Source organism: Aminobacter sp. MSH1 (assembly GCF_003071665.1).
Taxonomy (GTDB): Bacteria; Pseudomonadota; Alphaproteobacteria; order Rhizobiales; family Rhizobiaceae; genus Aminobacter; species Aminobacter niigataensis.
The window spans coordinates 48,245-68,689 of record NZ_CP026266.1 but is presented as its reverse complement, the minus strand read 5'-3'; the positions used below and the strand labels follow the sequence as shown (position 1 = coordinate 68,689).

Sequence of the window (20,445 nt, the reverse complement as noted above, 5' to 3'; positions counted from 1 at the left end):
CAAGCTGTTCTCGGGCCGGTTTGAGCGTCTAGTGCTGACCTAATAATTGTCGATTTTGGGGAGTGAATTCGTGACGGAAGAGAGTTTGGCTCCGACTTTCAAATCGCACCGTGATTACTATCATTTCCGACGCGAGGTCGTGAAGTCACGTCGTTTCATTCGGTCTCCGGAGACGGAAGCATTTCTGCAAGCCGTCGCTGCCACGTGTCATGGCCGAGAGAGCATCGTCAACATGGGCGCGGGATTGCGGCGCGCCCAAGTGGCACATGGCCTGAGACCGATGTATCAAACCGGCGACGACTTTGAAGACATCTACATCGACGATATCGAGTGCGCAGCCAACAAGACCCGCATGATGCCTTTGCGTGACCGGGCCGGCGACGGGCGCGTGAACCCCCGCGGCATACCCTGTCTCTATATGGCGACAAACGACGCCACGGCAGTATCGGAAGTCAGGCCTGCGATCGGCGCTTACGTGACCGTCGCCGGTATGAAATGCTTGCGCGAATTGAAACTGATCGACTGCAGCGTTCTCGCCGAAAAGCATTTCATATACTTCAAAGAGCCAGAACGCGCGGAGATGGAGAAGGCCGTCTGGTCGGATATCGACAGGGCATTTTCAGCGCCGGCAGACAGGTCCGACGACGCAGCGGAGTACGCTCCCACACAGATCCTCGCGGAATTGTTCCGCTCCCTCGGTTACGACGGCGTGGCGTACAAAAGCGCGTTCGGTGAGGACGGCTACAATGTCGCGATTTTCAATATCGATGATTTCGAAGTCGGGTGGTGTCGGCTGTTTCAAGTGAAAGACATTACGCACAGAATCGAGCAGCAACCCGACTGATCTGCACCAACGGGGCGCACAGCTGGCACCTCCGCGGGCGACGAATGGCAGCTTTCAGGTATCCGCGCATCAATTCTGGATGACCTAAATGGGGTCAAAACGAACGGCAGCTTGTCGGACTTTCTCGCCAAAACCCGACAGTCTGGAACCGGCCCGCAGAGGCCGAGAAGCAACACCCAAAGTGCGCTTAACAGCATGTTTGTCCCCGTGCTTCATTGCTTCCACGCCGTGCTCTGGCGCTGCGCCAGTCGTAAATGCTCAGCTTGCTTCAATGTCTGCGCAGTGCGCTCATGGGCAGCGATCTGCTGGGCCGCACGCATCACCGGCCAAGCTTGATGCAGCTTTTCACGCTCGCCTGGACGAAGGCCTGCGGCGGCCTTGTCGAAGAGAGTGCCCGAGGGCTCGCGGGCGGTGTTAGCGAGCAAGGCTCGCTCACCGAAACGTTCGGTGACAGCACGGTTGAAGCCGTCGATCTCAAGCTTCGCCTCGCGACTGCTCAGGGCATGGCCGCGCGCGGCAGCAAGATCGTTGCGGGCGATCGCGTCACGGATCTTTTCCAATACGGATCTTGCCGCCAGCGACAGCGCCGGGATGTCGATCGAGACGCGATGGCGGAGAGACTGCTCCTCCCTCTCGATCCTCTCGGCCGCGGTCTGACGGAGCTGTAGATAACGCTCGATGTCACGTTTCAGCGCAGGCACATTGACCTCGGCAACACGGCGCGCCTCCTTGTCGGCTCTCGATGCAAGAATGCCCGCCCGTCCTTTCAACGGACCAATCGAACCGGGCTCGCTTACCAGGCGGTCGAGCGTCTGTTTCGCAACCTTTGCATCGGTCAACACGGCATCGAAGTTCATCGACCGGAAGGCGGTCTCCGGATCGGTGAAAATATAGCGGAAGCGCGTCGAAGCCTCGTCCCACTGCTTTGCCAAGGCCGGATCGGCAAGAAGCCTTTCCTCGACGACATCGGCCAGCGATCTGGCAAACAGCGTAACACCGGCGACCATGGGTTCGGCCGCCTTCCAGGTTTGCGTTGAGGGCGGCTGGAGCAGCCCGAGGCGCTCGCCGTGGGCACGCATTTGCTGTGTCAGATCGGCGAGCCGCTGCCTCTGGCGCAGCGTCCAGTCGAGCCGATCGCGGACAAGGGTTCGGGCAATTCGAACGAAGTTGAGGCCGCGGTTTTCGGCAAAGCGCAGGGCCTGCCGGTAGAGCGTGCCGTGCTCGTAGTCCAGCGTCGTTTCCTTGGCATTGCGTCGCGCCAGGATCGCAATCAACCCGCCATTGAGACCGAAGGACCGGCGACCATAATAAAGGGACATGTCTTCCCGGTGCCGCGTCATTGCGACATAGGTCAGATGCCGGTCGAGCGAGAGGGAGGCGAGCACTTTCACCCGGTCGACGGTGGCGCCCTGGCTCTTGTGGATCGTGGTGGCGTAGCCATGATCGATGTTGTGGTAGAAACGCTGCTCGACCGTGACGAGCCGACGATGCTCGCCCTCGCCGATGGCCGCGACGATCCTGTTTGCCGCCGCGTCCATCACACGGCCAATCATGCCGTTCTTCACGCCGAGCGAGGTCTCGTTCTTCAGGAAGACGATCTGGTCGCCAGCGTCGAACTGGCGAAGACCATCCTCGGTGCGGAAGGCATGACCTTCACCGACGATCCCGCGCTCGACAAGCCTCTCGCGGGCCATGTCGTTCAGGATGCGCACGTCTCGCCGAAGATGGGCAAGGATCAGACTGGTCTCTGCGGGATCGTAGTCGCGGTTCCAGTCGGCGATCAGACTGTCGATCGCCTGAGCCTTCAACTCTGACCCGAGCACTCTGCCGTGCTGGCGATAGGCGGAGACCGCTTCATCGACGCGACCGCGCGCCAGATCGAGAGAGGCGGCTCTCATCCAGTCGTCACGCTGACGGTAGATGGTCTCGAGTTCAGCGTAGCCGATGCGGTCTGCGATCGCCCGAAACGCAGCCCCGGCCTCGATGGGCTGGAGTTGGTCGGGATCACCGATCAGCACCAGCTTCGCGCCTGCCCTGGTTGCCGCCTCGACGACCAGCGCCATCTGCTTTGAGGCAACCATACCCGCCTCGTCGAGAACGAACACCGTCCTGGCGTCGAGGAGGTCCCTGCCCTCTTGCCAGCGCAGTTCCCAGGACGCCAGCGTCCGACTGACGATGCCCGCTTCCTTCTCCAGGCCCTCCGCAGCCTTGCCGGCAAGGGCAGCACCCACAACGCGATAGCCTGCCAGTTCCCATGCCTCGCGCGCTGCCTTCATCATCGTGGTCTTGCCCGCGCCGGCACGCCCGACGACAGCAGCGATCTTTCCTGCACCGGCCACATGCTCGATGGCGACGCGCTGTTCCTGTGACAGCCTGGAATGACGAGCAAAGACGCTGTCCAGCACCTTCTCCTGAACGCCATGGGTCGCGCGCTGCAAAAGCCGGAGCGATTGCTTCGCCATCCTGGCTTCGAGGCGGATCAGCTCACGCGTTGTGTAGCGGGACCGGAGCCTCTCTCCTGTCGCAAGATCGATGCCGTTGCGCTCGATGCGCAAGACCTCGGGGCTTTGCAGGATACGCACCATCAAGTGCTGGAACGTGCCGGCATCGTCGACATAACGATGCAGGATCTTTGCGATATCGCGTTCGTCGAAGACGCTCTTCTCCGAGGAGATCATCTCAAGCACGATCTCGGGACGCTTGAGGATCCGGCCTGCATTCTCCTTGCGCCGCGCCTCGAACAGCTCGATCCGTTCGAGTGACGGCTGTGAGCCATCGCTCACGGATTTACGCTGGATTGCCTGGGCGCCGACGCCGACATGGATGATTGGGACGAGATCGATGCCGCGCTCGGCATAAGAGCGGCCATCGACGCGAAGATCGATCCCACCGAGTGCCAGATGCTTGTTCTGCGTCGTGAACCAGGCATCGCGAAAGGCCGTAAAGTCGGCCACGCCGCCGGCCCACAGCTCATAGACGATCTTGCCGGCCTGGTTGCGCAGAACCTCGCCATTCTCGCCGATGACGGCAATCTTCTTGGCCCCGAACCCGTCCTCAGTTAGCGGCCGCAGCGTCATCATCAAATGGACATGAGGATTGCCCGGCGCGTCGTGATAGACCCAGTCCGCAACCATGCCCTTGGCGAGGATATGTTGCTCGACGAAATCGCGGACGAGCGCGATGTTCTGCTTAGCCGACAGCTCCAGCGGCAAGGCCATGGTGATGTCCTTGGCGAGTTGGGCGTCCGAGCGCTTCTCAAAAGCCTCGACCTTGTTCCAGAAGGCTTCCGCAGCACCTGAGACCGATCGATCGGCAATGAGGCTACTCACCCATTGCGGCGCATCGGGTGGTGCCAAAAACTCCTCATGGAGCAGCCCCTGCTTGCGTGTGTAATCGATCGATCTCGCTTCGCGTTCGTACTCCATCTTCGCGCAATGGCGATAAGCGGCCGACAGTACGGCGCTGCGGCCGTTGCCGCGGCTGATGATGGCGACAGAGAAATGGGGGACAGCCACGACAGACATTGCTCCTGAACAACGAACGGACCATGCGTGCGTTCGTCAGGGCGGCTGGCCGGGCAGGCCATTGAGCAACACGTCGCGTCAGCGACGTATAATTGCGCCCTTGGACCCGCTCCTTCGGAACGGCGGGATCATCTTTCAAAGCGTCGGCTCCGCCGACTGCAGAATAAACGGGGGTGCGCTTCGCGCCCTCCCCGCCGATCCTTGTCTGACGCTTCGAAGGGCACGGGTTTCCAAAGTCGCGCACTGCCGGGAACGCAAACACCTAGCGGCCTCGCGATGACCGCAATTCGATTTCGCAGATAATACGGCCGGGCATGAGGCTCATAATTCGCGAGACGCACCGGCTTGGTGGTGCTTTCGTCGTCCCGATCGGACGCTGGCGCTGGTCAGCGTCAGCATGCCGGCGCTGCCTCCGCGCGAACGCAAGACCCACGATAGCGTGTCGACACTTCTCGCCCGCCGCCTAGGTTCCCTCGGCAGGTCATAGCCGTGACTTGAACATGCCGGACTTTGTAATCCTGCTGATACCCGCATACCCAAACTGTGTCAGCTTGTGAGAGCCTCTTCTATGCGGCGCGCGGTTGCCAGTATGCTCTCGCCCAGCTTGGCCAAATGCGCTTCCGACGCAGCGTCCGAGGGCAACCCAAAGCTGATGGCTGCTTCAATGTCGCTATGGCCCTGCGCTATCTTCGCGCCGACAGTGACCACTCCTGGAAAGAGTTCGCTCCTGATCAAGGCGTAACCATTCTTTCGTGCGAACTCTATCTGAGCATCGAATTCAGCAAGAAAGGTTTCCCCCACGGCATTGTCTTGAAATACGCGATCCTTGAACTCTTTGAGACGTGCTTCGGACAGGTCCGCCAGAATCGACAGCCCCATCGCCGTAGCGACCAAAGGCACCTCCGTACCGGGTGCAAGCCTGATGCTGCTCCGGCGCGCCGCGGAGAAGTCATAGAGGTAAACGATGCTTGTATCCTTGCGGACGCCCAGGAAGCAGTTGACGCCTAGCCGTTGACCAGCCTCCTGCAGGATGGGCTTGGCCACAGCCTCGGTCTTCATTGTTTCGGTGTAGCTCTGGCCAACACGGTAGCTTTCGATTCCGATGATGTACTTGCCGGTCGCGGGGTTCTTTTCGAGAAAGTTGCGATGGCGAAGGGTGGCTACGAGCCGGTGCGTAACCGTCGAGCTGAGGCCGAGAATATGCCCGATCTCGCGCAGGCTCAGCTCACCGTTCGTCTTGGCCACGAGCGACAGAACATCCAGGCCGTTCGCGAGAACAAGACTGGTGCTGGTGTCCTGCTTGCGCTCGGCGGGACCAGTCCCTTGCAGAAATGTTTCGCTTTCGCTGTCCTTCGACACTTTGACCTTGCCTGTTCATGCGTCATGCGGAGAGTCCGGCGGCCAAAGATCATGGTCGCGCCTGAACGACAAGTCTCGGAAACAAATATCTTTTTGAGCGCCGTTCAGAGCGGATTCGGAAATGACTATCTCGCGCGCCGTGCGCGCCGGCAATAGCGACGCCGGGCACGCGGTACCCGCCACCGCCGCCGTCAGGGCCGGAGCTCACGTCCGTACTGACGATACGGATCGTCTAAATCGTCGGGCATCTCGACCACCTCGCGCGTGCGACAGTAGCTGCGGCCGGCGATGCGCCCGAGCGGCTTGAGCTTCCGATGATCGACCCGATGCCCGGATACCAGGCCGGATCGCGCATGCACCGCCACCACCTCGCCGGCAATCAGGGTAGCTGTTTCCCCGAACCTTTCCGTGCGCTGCAACCGGCACTCGAACGACATCGGCGACGCTGCAAGGCGTCGTCCGTCGATCGTCGTGCAATCGAGTGTGTCCAGACCGACGATCTCGGCTTCGCTCTGGTCCGAGCGGAACGGAAACGCACACGCCTGCGTCGCCTGCGCGAGATCCTCGTCCACCACATTGATCACGAATTGCTGCGTGCGCAGAATATGCGCATGGGTATCCTTGATACCGTCGCTGTATTGGCCCGACACGATGCCGAGGATCGGTGGCGTCGCCGACAGGATGATGAACTGGCTGAACGGGGCGACGTTGACTAGACCCGTCGGTCCTATTGTGGACACCAAGGCGATGGGCCGCGGCACGACCGACGCGGTCAGGAACTTGTAGCGGTTAAGCGGCGTCAACGGATTGAGATTCACCTGCTCGAAAGCGGCTTCGCCGAATGCGGAAGACATGTCACTCATGGTTGAAGAAGCGCCTCGATGAATGGGGATAGCGTTTGCTGCAGAAGGCGCGCGCCGTCAGCCTCGTATTCCGGCGCGCCATAGTCGTTCTCGTCGCGGACGAGAAGGTAAGCGTTCATGGCGATTTCGATCTGAACGGAATCAATTCCGGCCTTTGGGTTGCCGAAATGACGCGTGATCCATCCCCCTTTGAAGCGGCCGTTCGATACCCAGGTGAAAGGCGACTGTTCGGCAACAGCCTCGAGCTTCGCCTGCATTCGCGGCGAACAGGATCGGCCGTCATCGGTGCCGATGTTGAGGCCTGGCAACGTACCGTCAAAAAGGCGCGGAATGCGCGGTCGGATCGAATGGCAATCCAGCACCGCGACCCGCCCGTGCCTTGCGCGCAGGCGTTCGATCTGCTCGCCCAACGCTCGGGCATAAGGCTCATGGAACAGGCGACGACGGCGCTCGATCTCGTCGGGCGCAGGTTCGGAGCCGGATCGGTAAAGCGGCGTCCCGTCGAAGTCCGTGGTCGGGCAGAGCCCCGTGGTGGCCTGACCTGGATAAAGGGATTGCCCGTCCGGGGGACGGTTCACATCGATGATGCTTCGGGAGATATCTGTCCGGACCACCGTGGTGCCGGCGGGCAGGATCGGCCGGAAGACCTGATGCAGATGCCAGTCCGCGTCGCGTGTCGTGAGCTTTGTGTTGGCGAACCCTGCCGCAAACTCGTCCGGAACCGTGGTTCCGGTATGAGGCAGGCTGACGATGAAAGGGAGATTGCCTTCGACGACCTCCAGCCAATCCCCTCCTCCGCACAAGGCGGCCTCACCCATGGGTAACGCCGCCGCTGAAGGTTTCGAAAATCGCCACCACTTCGTCGAGTTGATCGGCGCCGGTGAAGAAGTGGTCGGCGCGCAGGCCGCACACGGGCGCGGCCTTCAGCCTGCGAGCGTTGACCGGCTCGAGCGCCGTGCGGATGAAGCCGGGCACGTCGAACGGCAGCTCGGAATTCGTCGAAAGCACCTTGAGCGGGCCGAAATGCTTGCGTTCGAGCGACGCAATGCCGAGCGCGCGCCATGTCTTGACGTCGATCACCAGCGAGAAGCCGAACTGGTCGCGCGTCACGGTGCAATATTTCGCGGTCGACTTCTCGAGGGCCGAAACAGCCACGGCCAGGTGTTCGACGGGAAGGTCAACGAGATAGTACTCTTCCGGCCAGACTTTGACCTGCATTGTCTTCCAGGTTTCGATCGGATCGTATGCCATTGCTTTCGCTCGCAGTTTTCTTCAACCGATGACGGCGGTCGAACGTGTGAAAAATCGAATGCTTTCGTCGCCGAGTTCGCCAACGCCGGCGCCGGAGCCCTTCCAACCGCCCGCGGGCAGGCCGACGGACAGGCCGGGGGTCGAGTCGTTTATCTTGACGGTGCCGACCTCCGCCTCTGCCGCGAAGCGGCGGGCCTTGGCCCGGTCGGTGGTAAAAACGCACGCCGCCAGCCCATAGTCGCTGTCGTTGACGCAGGCGATCGCATCCGTCAGATCGGAGACTTGCGTCACGGCGAGGATGGGGCCGAAGAATTCCTCACGCATCAGGTCGTCGTCGCGCGGGACGTCGTGAAACACAGTCGGCGCGAAGAAGGCGCCGCCCGTGCTGTCGCCGACCGTCGTCAGTTCCAAATGGAGCTGGGGGATGCCGCGTGCCAGCGCGGCCTCGCGAACGCCGTCGAGCTCCCGCCTTTTGTCACTGGAGATCACCGGACCGGCGACTGTCCGTTCGCTCTGGGGATCGCCGAACCCGAGGGCGGACACCGCCTCAGACAACAGAGCCAGGAAGGCGTCGGCGACCTCGTGCTCGACATAGACGCGCGAAACGGCCGTGCACTTCTGCCCCGCGAAACCGAAGGCGCCATAAGCGATCCTCCGCGCTGCGTGCCGAAGATCCGCGTCCGCTACGACGACAGCTGCGTTCTTGCCGCCCATTTCGCACTGGATCGCGCCTTGCCGCTGCAGCACCGTCTGGCGGATCTGCTGCCCGACGGCGGTCGAACCGGTGAAGCTGACCGCCTGGACACGCGGGTCGGCCACGAGGCGGCGTGCCAGGTCCGAGCCTTGTTCGTAGAGCGTCGTCAGGACATGGTCGGGAAGGCCAGCCCGCACCGCGAGATCGGTGACCAGAGCCGAGGTCTCCTGGCAGAGCGGCGACGGACGCCATATGACGACGTTGCCGGTCACCAGGGCACCCGCGATCTTCTGGACCGGGCTGGACAGCGGGTAGTTCCAAGGGGTGATCAGCCCGACCAGCCCCTGCGGCTTCAAGAGGACGCCCCCTTCAGGAAGGCTTGAAACCACACCGACTTGGCCGGTCCGACCCCAGAAAGGCCAGCCCGCGAAATATTCCAGCATCCGCACCGAAGCGTCGACTTCCGCTCGGGCTTCCCCAAGAGGCTTGCCGACCTCGCGGATCAGCAGCTGGGCGAACCGCTCCTTCTCGACGCTGATCAGTTCGGCGAGACGCGCGAGTATCCTGGCGCGGGCCTCGACAGGCATGCAGCGCCATTCGGGCCGCACCTTGCGGCCGTTCTCGATGATCCGGTCGAAGCTCGCCGGATCGGTCTGTAGGTTGGCACCCGTACGCTCTGAGGACAGGGCGACGGTCATGCCGCATTCCTCGGATCCGTACCGGCGCGGTCCGGCTGGGGATGGCCCAGGAACGGAAGCGGTCGGTCTGCGGACACGGCAATCACGAAGTGACGCAGCGCCTCGACATATCGTGGATTGCCGGCGAGATGCTGTTTCAGCGTCCCCCCCTCCGGCACGGTCAGGTCGGCGGGATTGAAGAAGGCGCTTTGGATGATGTGGCGGGCGCCCATCGACTGCAGGATGGGGCGAACGCCGTAGTCGAGCGCCAGCGCATGGGCCAGCGACCCCCCCGTTCCGACCGGCCAGACGACCTTGTCGGCCATGCCGTACTGGGGAAGCGTGTCGATGAACGACTTCATCAGACCGGACAGCGAAGCCTTGTAGATCGGGGTTCCGATGACGACGCCATCGGCGGCCTCGACGGCCTCGATGGCCGCCTGCAGGGTCGGTTCATTCAAGTTCCCCGACAAAAGCGCTTCGGCAGGGATGTCGTTCAGAGAAACCAGCGTCCTGCCGATGCTGTCGGGGAGTTCGTTGAGTATCTGCGAGACGACTGCGGCTGTGGAAGATGGTCGCGAAGGACTTCCGACCAGAGCGACGACGCGGAGAGGCATGCCCATTAGCTGTCTCCCTTGGTTGCGGTGCGCTGCCAGAAGACGACGCGCCTGTATGTGAAACGAACCAGGGCGGTCATCACGGCACCCAGGCAGGACAGCGAGATGATGCAGGCAAAGACGATCGGAAGGTTGAACGACACCGAGGCTGCCTGGATGACGCTTCCCAGGCCCTTTTGGGACGCGATGAACTCGCCCACGACCGCGCCCAGCAGTGCAAAGACCACCGCGATCTGCAACCCGGCGAAGAACGAGGGCAGAGCCGTCGGGATCTTGATCTCGAAGAACATCCGCCAGCGGCTTGCGGAGAAGGCACGGTAGAGGTCGACAAGTTCGATCGGCACGCTTCGCAGGCCGGTCACCGCGTTGACGAACATCGGAAAGAAGCAGATCAGCGCCACCAGCACGACCTTGCTCGCCATGCCGAAGCCGAACCAGACAATCAGCAGCGGGGCGAGCGCGACCTTGGGCATCGACTGCAGAGCGATGATGTAGGGGTAGATGCTGCGATCGACGATCTCGAACTCGACGACCAGGGCCGCCAGGACCACCGCGACCACGCAGCCAATGATGAAGCCGAAAATCGTCTGGAAAAGCGTCGTGAAGAGATGCTCCCAGAGTGTGCCGCGAACGATGTAACCGTCGATCAGCGACTGCACCACTGCCCAGGGCCTGGGAAGGATGAATGCCGCGTCTGGCCCCCGTGAAGCGAACTCCCAGGCGGCAATGATCAATACGAACGTCACCAAAGGCGGAAGGTATCGTCTGATTGCGCTCATGGCCTTGCGTCCGTCTGGTTCTTGTGATCCCCGAGAAAGTGCGCGCGCAAATGGCTGCTGAGCCGCCCGAACTCAGGCAGGGACTGGGTGTCGGCGTTGCGGGGACGAGGCAGGTTCACGTCGATAATTTCGACCACCCGGGCCGGACGGGCGGAGAGAACGACGATGCGGTCGGCGAGGAAGATGGCCTCCTGGATCGAATGGGTGATGAAGAACACCGACTTGCGCGTGTTCATCCAGATCCGCTGGAGCTCAGCACCCATATGCTCACGCGTCATGGCGTCCAGCGCCGCGAAAGGCTCGTCCATGAGCAGCAGCTTCGGCTTGTGTATCAGGCCGCGGCAGATGCCTACGCGCTGTTGCATGCCGCCCGACAGTTCATGCGGATAGGCCAACGCGAAGTCGGTCAGGCCTGCGATCTCCAGGAGTTCGTCGCACCAATCCTTGTACTTCTCCGCGGGCAGCTTCAGCGCCCGGATCGGCATCATCACATTGTCCCGAACCGTCTTCCAAGGCAGGAGCGTCGGGTTCTGGAACACGATCCCGACTTCCTTGTTCGGACCGTCCAGTTCCTGCCCCTTAAAAAGGAGCTGGCCAAGGGTCGGCTTCAGCAAGCCTGCTATGAGCCGAAGCATCGTCGACTTCCCGCAACCGGAAGGACCCAGCACGGCGACGAACTGCCCGTCCTCGACCTCCAGGGTGAGGTTGTCGATGGCGCGGGTTTCCCCGCGCCTCGTGGAATAGGTGACGCCGACGTTAGAAAGGCTAAGAAACGAGCCGGCAAGGTTGGGGTTTTCGGTCAAGGCCGTTGGCACTACTTTACCTCTTTGGCGAGCTTGACGATGTCGTCCTTGTTGAAGTCGTTGAAGGCGGGAACCAGCTCGTTGGTATAGTAGAGATCCAACGATACGTTGGGGTCCGTCACGAGACGGCCCAGTTCAAGAGCCTCAACCAGGCTCGTCCAGTCGCCCTTCGAGAATTCACCGTACTGACCCGGGATATCGAGCAGCTTGGCCAGGCGCGCTTCAAGAACCTTCTTCTCGGTCTCGAGGGCCGCGCTTTCCTTGTCCGCAGTCGGCGCCAGTTCGGGATAAGCCTCCCAGTAAGCGCGAATACAGCCCTCGATATTTGCTTGGCAGGCAACGTTCGACTCGGCCAACACCCGGCCGAAACGCGTCCAGTAGTCCTTGCGCTCGGCATAGCCGGACTTCAGGACGGAAATCCCGTGGCTGGACCCGGCAAAGTTTCCAGGCATTTCCAGCAAGCGGATCGGCGTTCCTGCAAGCTCGAGCCGCTTATGGGCGGTATCGAAAAGGTTCAGAACGTCGATCTGGCCGCTCTTCAAAGCCTCATATGCCGCGGCGCCGACACCCACGGCCTGAAAGCTGACCTCGTCGGGAGAAATTCCCGCCCCTTGCAAGATCGCCTTTGTGGTCAGCACGTTGGACGAGCCTAGCGCAAGAACACCGATCGTTTTCCCCTTCAGGTCGGCGAGCGACTTGATGTCGGAATCCTCACGAACCGCCAGTTCCCAGATCGAGTTCGGAATATAGTTGTAGATGAAGAAGACACCGAGATCGGCTGCGTTCGGCTGATGGGACAGGATGGCGGGTTCAAGCCCGGAATAGGCGGCGTCGATCGCTCCGGCATGGAGTTGCGGGACGATCACGCCCGAACCCGTCAAGACGACAATGTCCAGCTCCAGGCCCTCTCGCTCGAAAAGACCAAGCTTTTCGGCGAAGACGAGCGGCGCGACGCCGGAGTTGATAGCCGACGGCCAGGCGAAGCGCACCGGCTCGGCGCTTGCGGCTGATGCGAAGCCGAAGAATGTGGCCGCCATCAAACTGGTCGATAGTACACGTGAGATCGCCATTTTTCCTCCTCAGTTTGTATCGGTCGTGCTGTGTTCAGTTCATGTCTCTTGCAGCGCACGCCGCGCTCCAGGGCGTCATTACATCCGGCTGGCCTGTCGCGACATGATTTGTGATCTTCAGGACGGATGGGCATCCGAAATTGAGCGGCGCCGCGGCGTGTTCGCAAAGCGTGACGTTGTTGACCTCCGCAAGCCTTCGTTTGACATCCTCGGCGATGCGTCGGTCGACGACAATCTGTTCGGTCGCGGAAACATCGATCCGCGGAAGGTGCGCCGCTTCCTCCGGGGTAAAGAAAAAAACTGCCAGATCGGCCAGGTGGCTCAGCACGGCCGGCAGAATCCGCCGTCCACCCGAGGCGCCGAGGCTGAGAATGTCGCCTGCGGCGGTTCGACAGATCACTGGCAACATGTTCGATTGGGGGCGAACGCCGGCGCCGATCGAATTCGGTTTGCCAGGTACCGGATCGAACCACATCATGCCGTTGTTCATGAGAACGCCAGTCTTGGGCAGGACAACTGCGCTGCCCATCAAACCGAGCAAGGAAGTCGTGAAGGCGATCGTCAGCCCGTCTGAATCGCACACGTTCAGGTGCGTCGTGCAGGTTTGGCGCTCGTTTTCCGCCTTGATTCCTTCGATCCGCCGGCGTGAAGCCCGCGTGAGGACACCAGCCAGATCGGAAAACCATTCGGCATTCCGGGCCGAGGGAACCGTCAATTCCGGTAGAACCTCACGCAACATGCCGCCGCCGCAATCGGACGATGGCAGGAACAGGCGATGGCCTCCCCAGTCCATGTGTTCGGCAGCGTCAAACGAAGCATCGGCCGCCTGCAGATCTGCTGACGACAGCCGTGACCCCACGGCTGCCATGTCGTCAACGAGAAGAGAGGCCAGTTCCCCCTCGTAGAAGCTGCGCCACCCGTCTCGCGCAAGCATCTCCAAGGTGCTGGAAAGTGCGCCTTGCGGGAGAAACGACGGGTTGCCCTTTTCAGCACCGACAGGTGGCAAACCGTTCGGAAGATAGATCCGTGCGGCCTCCTCGTACTGCCGCAACAGATGTCCCATCTGGGCGATCTTGACCGTCGAGAACCAATCCTTCGGCATGCCCCTTTTGGCGCAGGCGACGGCTGGAACGACGACCTCCGCCCAAGGCAGACGCCCGAAGCGATCATGAAGTCGTCCCAGGCCGGCAACGGCCTTCGGCACGCAAAAGCTCAGTGGACCGTGAACATTCCGGTCGCCCTTGACTTTTGGCCAGCCGAAAATCTCCGGAGACGAGCCCCCGCTCAGAGGGTAGTCGGCGATATCCACCGCGGCCGGGGCCACCGGCCCAAAGTCAAGCGACCAGGCGGCATCGTCGGGTTCTCGTATCACTGCATAGCCGATACCGCCGAGCCCGCTGTTCCATGGCTCCACGACCGCCAGAACGAGCGCGGCGGCGACCACGGCGTCGGCAGCGCTTCCGCCCATCTCGAGCATGGCGCAACCAGCGAGGCTCGCCTCCCGGGATTGGGAGACGACGACGCCCTTCGAGCCAGACGCAGACGGCTTGGTGACGTTCCAATTCTGCGTCAGATGCTGCGAAGGACCTGCCACGGCGAACCGATTCATCAGAGCGCCGCTCCGAAGCGTTGTTCGGGGCGACGATCCGGCCAGGTCTCCATGACGGGAATGACGTGCTTGCCGAGGGCCTCGATGGTCGCCTTGTTGTTTTCGTGGCCCATTCCATCAACGCGCCAGATAAGATCGTCGACGCCCATATCGTAGAGCCTGCGGGCCGTCTTCAGGATCTCGTCCGGACTGCCGGCCATGATGTAGGGCGACGTCTCGATCAGGAAGTCGATGTTTTCCGCATTCTCCTTAACTTCCTGAATGCGGCTCATATACTCGTAACCCTCGGCGGTCTGACCGAGCTTGGTCATCCAGCCGATGATCACCTTGAAGAAGTCGATCGTGTTCTTGCGCGTCAGTTCCCGGGCACGCTTGGAATCCTCGTGGCAGCTCGTGCCGACGGAGAAGGTCGCGAAACGCGACGTGATGGAACCCACCACCGGCTCCGCCTTCGCCATCCCGCGCTCATAAGCGTCCAGACAGTTGCGGACATAGTCCCAGCCCAGGATGCCGAGACCTGACATCACGCCACAGCCGGCAGCACCTGCCTGCTCATGGGACTCGGAACTCGTTGCCGAGAGGTGGACGGGGATGGGACGGCGCGAGGGCGTCCAGGGCGAAATCCGCCGCTTGGGAATGTCGTACAGATCCGATTTGTACTCAAACCATTCCTCCGTCAGCGCTTTTCCGATGATGTTCAGGAACTCATCGCGGTATTCACGCGTGCGGGACGGGTCGATGCGGAAAGCCTCGAGCGTGTACGGATTGTTCGACCTGGCGCCGCCAAGTTCGAAGCGTCCGCCCGACAGGATATCAAGCGTGGCCGCCTGCTCCACGACACGCAGAGGGTGGTTGAATGGCAGAAAATTGACGGAGGAAATGCGCAGCTTGATCTTGCTCGTGCGCGCCGCGACGTAGGCCAGGCAAACCTCCGGCGCTGAAATGATCGCTTCACCCTTGGCGAAATGATGTTCGGATTGGGCATAGGCGTGGAAGCCGTTCTCCTCCGCGAGAACCACCTCGTCGCTGATCTCGCCCAATCGTTGGTCCCAGCTTGTCCCCGCCGGACAGATAGCCTCGTGAAACAGGATCGCCTTCATCTAAAAATTCCTTATATAGGGATTTGTATTTCGATATACGGAACTTCTGAGAATTCTGTCAAGGTCAGAATTCAAAGCGTGGCGGTTTACGTCATGACGAGTCGGCATGACTCGGTCCGCTATCGGCTGGGGAAAGACGTTCCGGGTCGACTACGCCCGTCGTAGCCATTTCAAAATCGCAGGTCAGCGATCGCGCCGGCCTCGCCGGGGCCGAGCTCCCACCACACTTTAGACATGGCAAGCGTCACCCAAAACGGCTAGGTCATGCGCCGGCGAACCGGGACAGCGGTGGCGACAGATCCCGACTGACTGTCCCCCAAGTGCCAGGGAGAACGACAAGGTGGCGATCCGACCGATCGTGAAATTCCCGGATCAGCGGCTGAAATCGGTGGCAGCACCGGTGACCGTTTTCGACGAGAACCTGCGCGGGCTCGCGGATAACTTGCTCGACACGATGCGCGCAGCACCGGGCATCGGCATCACCGCGCCGCACATCGGCATCCCGCTGCGAGTGATCGTGCTCGAGCTTGCACCGGGCAACGGCGTGCGTGTCTACGTCAATCCCAGGATCACCTGGACTTCACCCGACAAAATTCAGCATCAGGAAGGTAGCGTTTCGATGCCGGGCGTCGTCGAGCAGGTCGAACGCCATGCCAGCGTCAAAATCAGCTACCAGGATCTGGACGGAAACGAGAAAACGGAAGAGGCGGATGGCCTGCTGGCCATCTGTCACCAGCACGAGATCGACCAGCTCGACGGCACCTTCTGGCTCCAGCGCCTTTCCCGACTGAAGCGCGACCGCCTGATCAAGCGCTATGAAAAGCTGCGCGCTCGCCAGCCTTGAGGTGGGAGACTCCCCCTGAACTCGCCAACGCGGAGTGATTGTCACCGGCCCTAAGCACCGCTGCGCTCTTTTCGACGGCGCACTGTATTGGCATCTGCCGGATCGAGCCCTGAAAAGGCATCCAAGAACCGGCGTTCAGGATCATCGGGCACGGCCGAAAGCAGGAGCTAGTCTAAGGGGTGCTGCGGCTCCTCTCGCTGAGAGGTTGAGGACGCGCAGACCAGCAGCAGCTAGATCACGCCCCAGGCCCTGTACCGGCCCCGGCCGGTGATTTCGCGCAGCTCGAGCTCGCCGATCAGGTTGAGCGCTCCGGCGGTGGTCACACCGAGCTCCTTCTCGATCATGCCGCTGCTGACCAGCGGCCGAGACAGCACCAGCGCGATCACCTCGGGCAGACGCGATGTCGAGCGCCGGCCCTTGAGCCGCCGGTCCATCTGCGCCTTGGCGAGCACCAGCCGGTCATGCTCCTTCATGCCGGCCGCGGCGGTCTCGTGGACCCCGTCGAGGAACGCCACCAGCCGCGTAGTCCGGTCGCGCGCAAACCGCCGCTCGCGCGCAATCGTCCGTGCACCGACATGCAGCGCCACAAGATGCGCAGTCGTCGTCGCCGACTGGCGCAGCAGCGCCGCAACCAGCAGGCGCCCTAGCCACGGCGCATGCTGCAGCGGCGCGATCGCCGTCCACGCATCGTAGGCGATGGCGGCGCGTACAAGCGCCGGCAGGCCCTCGCTTGCGGCGAGCGCCGCCTGCCACTCGACAAGCCGCTCCGGCTCATCCCAATCGGCATCGTAGATCAGAGGGTTCTTCTCATCCGCGGTCGTGCTGCGACGAGAGGTGTCGTCGTTCGACGCCTGCGGAATGGCGAGCGCCTGGTCGAGAACGGCCTGCGCACGGCCGAGCGCGGCATCGAGCGCGGCCAGTTCGGCACTCAGGCGATCGTCGCCATCGTCGTCCTCCTCCGCATCGCCGCCTTCGTGTGTTGCCACCTGCCCTTGCGGTTTCGGCACGACCGGCGCGGCGCCGCGCCCGCACAGCACGGCAAAACCCTCGCGGCCGAGCGCCCAGTCCGGCCTGTTGCTGAGGATCTGGCGCCTGAGGCGCAGGATTTCATGGGCACGCGTGAGTTCGTGCGTCGGTGCGCGCAAATCCATATGCGCATCGTGCAGCACGAGGTCCTCGACATGGACCAACTCGCCATCGAGCCAAAGCGACGAGGCCGCATCGGCAAAATGGCTGCGCTCGACAAAGCCCTTGGCCACCGGCGAGCGGGCGATGCGCTCGTCGAGCCGGACCAGCGTCTCGGTTGCCCGCATGGCCGGGCCGAACAGCTGTTCCGTGACCAGGGATTCGATCCTCATTGCCAACGCTATAATCGAATATTTTTCCTAAAGCTATCTGCTCTCTAGCTTCACCCGAATGACCGCTCATCGGCGCCGACCTACGACTCAAACGGCATGCGCCGCATCATCGCCGATGCGGGCGAGGAGGTAGTCATGTGCGCCTTCATGCCGGCCGCGGCGGGCTCACGGACACCGTCGAGGAAAGCGACCAGCCGTATCGTCTGGTCGCGCGCAATCGTCCGTGCCCCGAGGATTGCAAGCCACTAACCGCATCTGAGCACGATCTTGCCCATATTCGCGTTTTCGTCCAACAGGCGATGCGCCTGGGCGACCTCATGTAGCGGATACGTCCTGAATATGGGCGGTGCCACCTTCCCCTTCGCGACCAGCGGCCAGACATGCCGCTCCACCGCTCGCGCCAGCCGGCTCTTCTCGTCTACGGATTTGGGTCTCATTGTAGAGGACGTCAAAGTGAGGCCCTTCATCATGATGGCGGTCAAGTCGACCTGCACGACAGCGCCTTCCATGAAGGCAATACTGACATGACGGCCACCGGGCGCCAGAACCGCGAGGTTGCGCTTGATGTAACTGCCGCCGACAATGTCCAGAACGACATCCACGCCGCGGCCACCGGTCGCGCTTCGGCCGATCTCGACAAAATCCTCGCTGCGATAATCTATGGCTACGTCGGCCCCCAATTCGCGCACGAAATGCGTCTTTTCCGGACCACCGGCAGTGGCCAGGACGGTTGCTCCCGCAGCGCGCGCAAGCTGAATGGCCAAGCTTCCTATGCCGCTGGCACCACCGTGGATGAGCACCGTGTCGCCCGGAGCAACCCCGCCGCGTTCGAAAAGATTGTGCCAGACGGTAAAGGCCGCCTCAGGGAGGGCCGCGCTGGCGACGTGGTCCAGGCCCGCTGGAAGCGGCAGGCAATGCCCTGCCTGAGCGAGGCAATATTCGGCGTAGCCTCCGCCGGATACCAGTGCTGCAACCGATGTCCCCACCATCGACGGCGCGACGCCGGGACCCACGACAACGATCTCACCGGAGATTTCCAGGCCGAGAACGTCGGTGACACCCGCCGGCACAGGAATTGCGCCGCGGCGCTGCATGATGTCGGGCCTGTTGACGCCGGCGGCCTCGACGCGGACCAAGACTTCGCCCGCCCCCGGCTGAGGCAGCGGCCGTTCGACCAGCGTCAGAACCTCCGGACCGCCGGGATGGGACGCCACTACCGCTTTCATCGTCTTCGGCAAAACTGTCACTGCAAATCCCTGCTGTTGTTGATTTAGGTGCAGGGACCGACAGCCTCGCCATGCTGGCGCTTGACGATCACATCCTGCGACTTCCTGCGGTGCAGTTGTGACAAGGCTATTGGCTTCAGTACATTCGTGAATATCGGGCCCCGGCATCGGATAAACTGATCAACGGCACACCAAAGGGCCAATCACGCTGGAAAAGCCAGGCTCATCGGGTCAAGCATCGAGGCTGCCTGTTCGCTGCTGACCAAACCGCGCTCCACCGCAAGCTCGGCCACCTTTCTATCCAGCCGAAGCGCGTCGTTGGCCAATTCGGCGCTGCGGCGATAGCCGATCAGCGGCACCAAGGCAGTAACTGAACCTACGCTCGCTTCGAGATGCGTCCAGCAACGCGCGCTGTCGGCTTCGATGCCCCGCACACACTGCTCGTCCAGCGTGCGGATCGCGGCCTCGAGCATTTGCATGGAGAAATGCAGGTTGAAAGTTATGAGCGGCTCCATGGCGTTGAGCTGAAGCTGGCCAGCCTCAGACGCCATGGTGACGGCGATGTCGTTGCCGATGATCTGGAAGCAGACCTGATTGACGACTTCCGGAATGACGGGATTGACCTTGCCCGGCATGATCGACGAGCCGGGCTGGACTGCCGGCAACCGAATTTCGCCAAGGCCGCCGCGAGGGCCGCTCGACAGCAGGCGCAGGTCGTTCGAAATCTTGGAGAGCTTTGTCGCCAGCCGCTTCAGCATGGCGGAGAACAGGACGAAGGCGCCCATGTCCCAGCTGGCTTCGACCAGATTGGCGGCCGGCGTCAATTTGTGACCACTGAGTGCCGAAAGCTCGCCCAGCGCGATCTCGGAATACCCCCTGGGCGCGTTCAGGCCGGTGCCAATGGCCGTACCGCCGAGGTTTACCTCCGCCACAAGCGGCAGCATCTCGCGGAGCCGGGCGACATCCTCGTTCAACGCCGTGGCGAACGCCGAGAACTCCTGACCGAGCGTCATCGGCACCGCGTCTTGCAGCTGGGTGCGTCCCAGCTTGGCAATCTTTGCGAAAGCGGCTGACCGCTCCTCGAACGAGCCGACCAGCGAGCGCAGCGCCCGTTCGAGGTCGCCATGAGCCAGAAGCAGCGACAGGCGCACCGCGGTCGGATAGGCATCGTTGGTTGATTGTGAACGGTTGACGTCGTCATTGGCGTGAACCGGCTCGTTGGCGCCGCGCGCAACACCAAGCTTCTCATTGGCAAGATTGGCGATGACCTCGTTGGCATTCATGTTCACCGACGTGCCAGCACCGCCCTGAATGGGATCGAGCGGAAAGGCATCGAAATGTCGGCCGGCAATGATCTCATCGCAGGCGCTTTCGATTGCGTCGCACTTTTGCTGTGACAGAAAACCAAGACGTGCATTCGCACGAGCCGCAGCCTGCTTGGTCATGGCGAGCGCCACGATGACATGCGGAAAGCGGCTGAGTGTCATGCCGGAGATGCGGAAATTTGCGCGTGCGCGTTCCGTTTGAGGCCCCCACAAGGCATCGCAAGGCACATCTACATGCCCAAGGCTGTCATGTTCACGTCGAAACCGAATTTCCATTTCCCGCCCCTCGCCGCACCCCGAAGCGATATTTGAGGTGCTGGAACGAGGCTAAGGGGGCTTCCGCGAGACTGCCATTCGCAAAAGACTAAGCTGAAGAACGGCGAATACGATCAGATGCCACCCGCAGCCCCCGGCCGGTGGACTTTACGATCTTCTGCTTCGGAAAAACCAAATGGCGCCGATGCGGGCTGGTCGGTTAGCTAGGGCCAACTTCAACGAGCCA

17 protein-coding genes are annotated in these 20,445 nt (G+C 61.9%); 2 read left to right on the top strand and 15 right to left on the bottom strand.

Annotated features, from left to right (window positions below):
- Positions 1-70: 70 nt before the first annotated feature.
- Positions 71-844, top strand: a complete 774-nt coding sequence (locus CO731_RS26710; protein WP_108610137.1) for an RES family NAD+ phosphorylase — start codon at positions 71-73, stop codon at positions 842-844.
- Positions 845-1,056: 212 nt separating this feature from the next.
- Here the strand turns inward: CO731_RS26710 and traA are convergent, their stop codons facing one another.
- From traA to CO731_RS26650, 12 genes are all read right to left on the bottom strand, one after another.
- On the bottom strand, positions 1,057-4,359 hold the full coding sequence (traA, locus tag CO731_RS26705; RefSeq protein ID WP_108610369.1) for a Ti-type conjugative transfer relaxase TraA: 3,303 nt from the start codon (positions 4,357-4,359) through the stop codon (positions 1,057-1,059).
- 555 nt (positions 4,360-4,914) lie between these two features.
- Positions 4,915-5,727 carry an IclR family transcriptional regulator gene (locus tag CO731_RS26700; protein ID WP_108610136.1) on the bottom strand — a complete coding sequence of 271 codons (813 nt, stop codon included), beginning with the start codon at positions 5,725-5,727 and terminating at the stop codon, positions 4,915-4,917.
- Positions 5,728-5,918: 191 nt separating this feature from the next.
- On the bottom strand, positions 5,919-6,590 hold the full coding sequence (locus CO731_RS26695; RefSeq protein ID WP_108610135.1) for a flavin reductase family protein: 672 nt from the start codon (positions 6,588-6,590) through the stop codon (positions 5,919-5,921).
- Positions 6,587-7,408 carry an N-formylglutamate deformylase gene (hutG, locus tag CO731_RS26690; protein ID WP_108610134.1) on the bottom strand — a complete coding sequence of 274 codons (822 nt, stop codon included), beginning with the start codon at positions 7,406-7,408 and terminating at the stop codon, positions 6,587-6,589. Before hutG ends, CO731_RS26695 begins: the two co-directional genes overlap by 4 nt.
- The gene (locus tag CO731_RS26685) at positions 7,401-7,841 is read right to left on the bottom strand and encodes a hypothetical protein (protein WP_108610133.1); all 441 of its coding nucleotides are present in this window, start codon (positions 7,839-7,841) and stop codon (positions 7,401-7,403) included. Before CO731_RS26685 ends, hutG begins: the two co-directional genes overlap by 8 nt.
- A gap of 21 nt (positions 7,842-7,862) precedes the next feature.
- Entirely contained in the window at positions 7,863-9,233 is a 1,371-nt protein-coding gene (locus CO731_RS26680; RefSeq protein WP_108610132.1) for an aldehyde dehydrogenase family protein, read from the bottom strand.
- Positions 9,230-9,835, bottom strand: coding sequence for an NAD(P)H-dependent oxidoreductase (locus CO731_RS26675; protein WP_108610131.1), 606 nt, complete (start codon positions 9,833-9,835; stop codon positions 9,230-9,232). The genes CO731_RS26680 and CO731_RS26675 overlap by 4 nt, the downstream gene beginning before the upstream one ends.
- Complete coding sequence (locus tag CO731_RS26670; RefSeq protein ID WP_108610130.1) at positions 9,835-10,608, bottom strand: ABC transporter permease; 774 nt, start codon at positions 10,606-10,608, stop codon at positions 9,835-9,837. The genes CO731_RS26675 and CO731_RS26670 overlap by 1 nt, the downstream gene beginning before the upstream one ends.
- Positions 10,605-11,411 carry an ABC transporter ATP-binding protein gene (locus CO731_RS26665; protein WP_108610368.1) on the bottom strand — a complete coding sequence of 269 codons (807 nt, stop codon included), beginning with the start codon at positions 11,409-11,411 and terminating at the stop codon, positions 10,605-10,607. The genes CO731_RS26670 and CO731_RS26665 overlap by 4 nt, the downstream gene beginning before the upstream one ends.
- A gap of 11 nt (positions 11,412-11,422) precedes the next feature.
- Complete coding sequence (locus tag CO731_RS26660) at positions 11,423-12,400, bottom strand: ABC transporter substrate-binding protein (protein WP_245440001.1); 978 nt, start codon at positions 12,398-12,400, stop codon at positions 11,423-11,425.
- A 115-nt stretch (positions 12,401-12,515) separates the two neighbouring features.
- Entirely contained in the window at positions 12,516-14,090 is a 1,575-nt protein-coding gene (locus CO731_RS26655; RefSeq protein WP_108610128.1) for a gamma-glutamyltransferase, read from the bottom strand.
- On the bottom strand, positions 14,090-15,190 hold the full coding sequence (locus tag CO731_RS26650) for an LLM class flavin-dependent oxidoreductase (protein ID WP_108610127.1): 1,101 nt from the start codon (positions 15,188-15,190) through the stop codon (positions 14,090-14,092). Before CO731_RS26650 ends, CO731_RS26655 begins: the two co-directional genes overlap by 1 nt.
- A 340-nt stretch (positions 15,191-15,530) precedes the next feature.
- Here CO731_RS26650 and CO731_RS26645 point away from each other — a divergent pair, with 340 nt between their 5' ends.
- Entirely contained in the window at positions 15,531-16,034 is a 504-nt protein-coding gene (locus CO731_RS26645; protein WP_108610126.1) for a peptide deformylase, read from the top strand.
- A 230-nt stretch (positions 16,035-16,264) separates the two neighbouring features.
- Here CO731_RS26645 and CO731_RS26640 read toward each other — a convergent pair whose 3' ends face one another.
- The 3 genes from CO731_RS26640 to CO731_RS26630 all read right to left on the bottom strand — a co-directional run bounded on the left by CO731_RS26640 (position 16,265) and on the right by CO731_RS26630 (position 20,219).
- Entirely contained in the window at positions 16,265-17,392 is a 1,128-nt protein-coding gene (locus tag CO731_RS26640; RefSeq protein ID WP_108610125.1) for an RHE_PE00001 family protein, read from the bottom strand.
- A 245-nt stretch (positions 17,393-17,637) separates the two neighbouring features.
- The gene (locus tag CO731_RS26635; protein WP_108610124.1) at positions 17,638-18,618 is read right to left on the bottom strand and encodes an NAD(P)H-quinone oxidoreductase; all 981 of its coding nucleotides are present in this window, start codon (positions 18,616-18,618) and stop codon (positions 17,638-17,640) included.
- A gap of 203 nt (positions 18,619-18,821) precedes the next feature.
- Positions 18,822-20,219, bottom strand: coding sequence for an aspartate ammonia-lyase (locus tag CO731_RS26630; RefSeq protein WP_199914664.1), 1,398 nt, complete (start codon positions 20,217-20,219; stop codon positions 18,822-18,824).
- Positions 20,220-20,445: the final 226 nt, after the last annotated feature.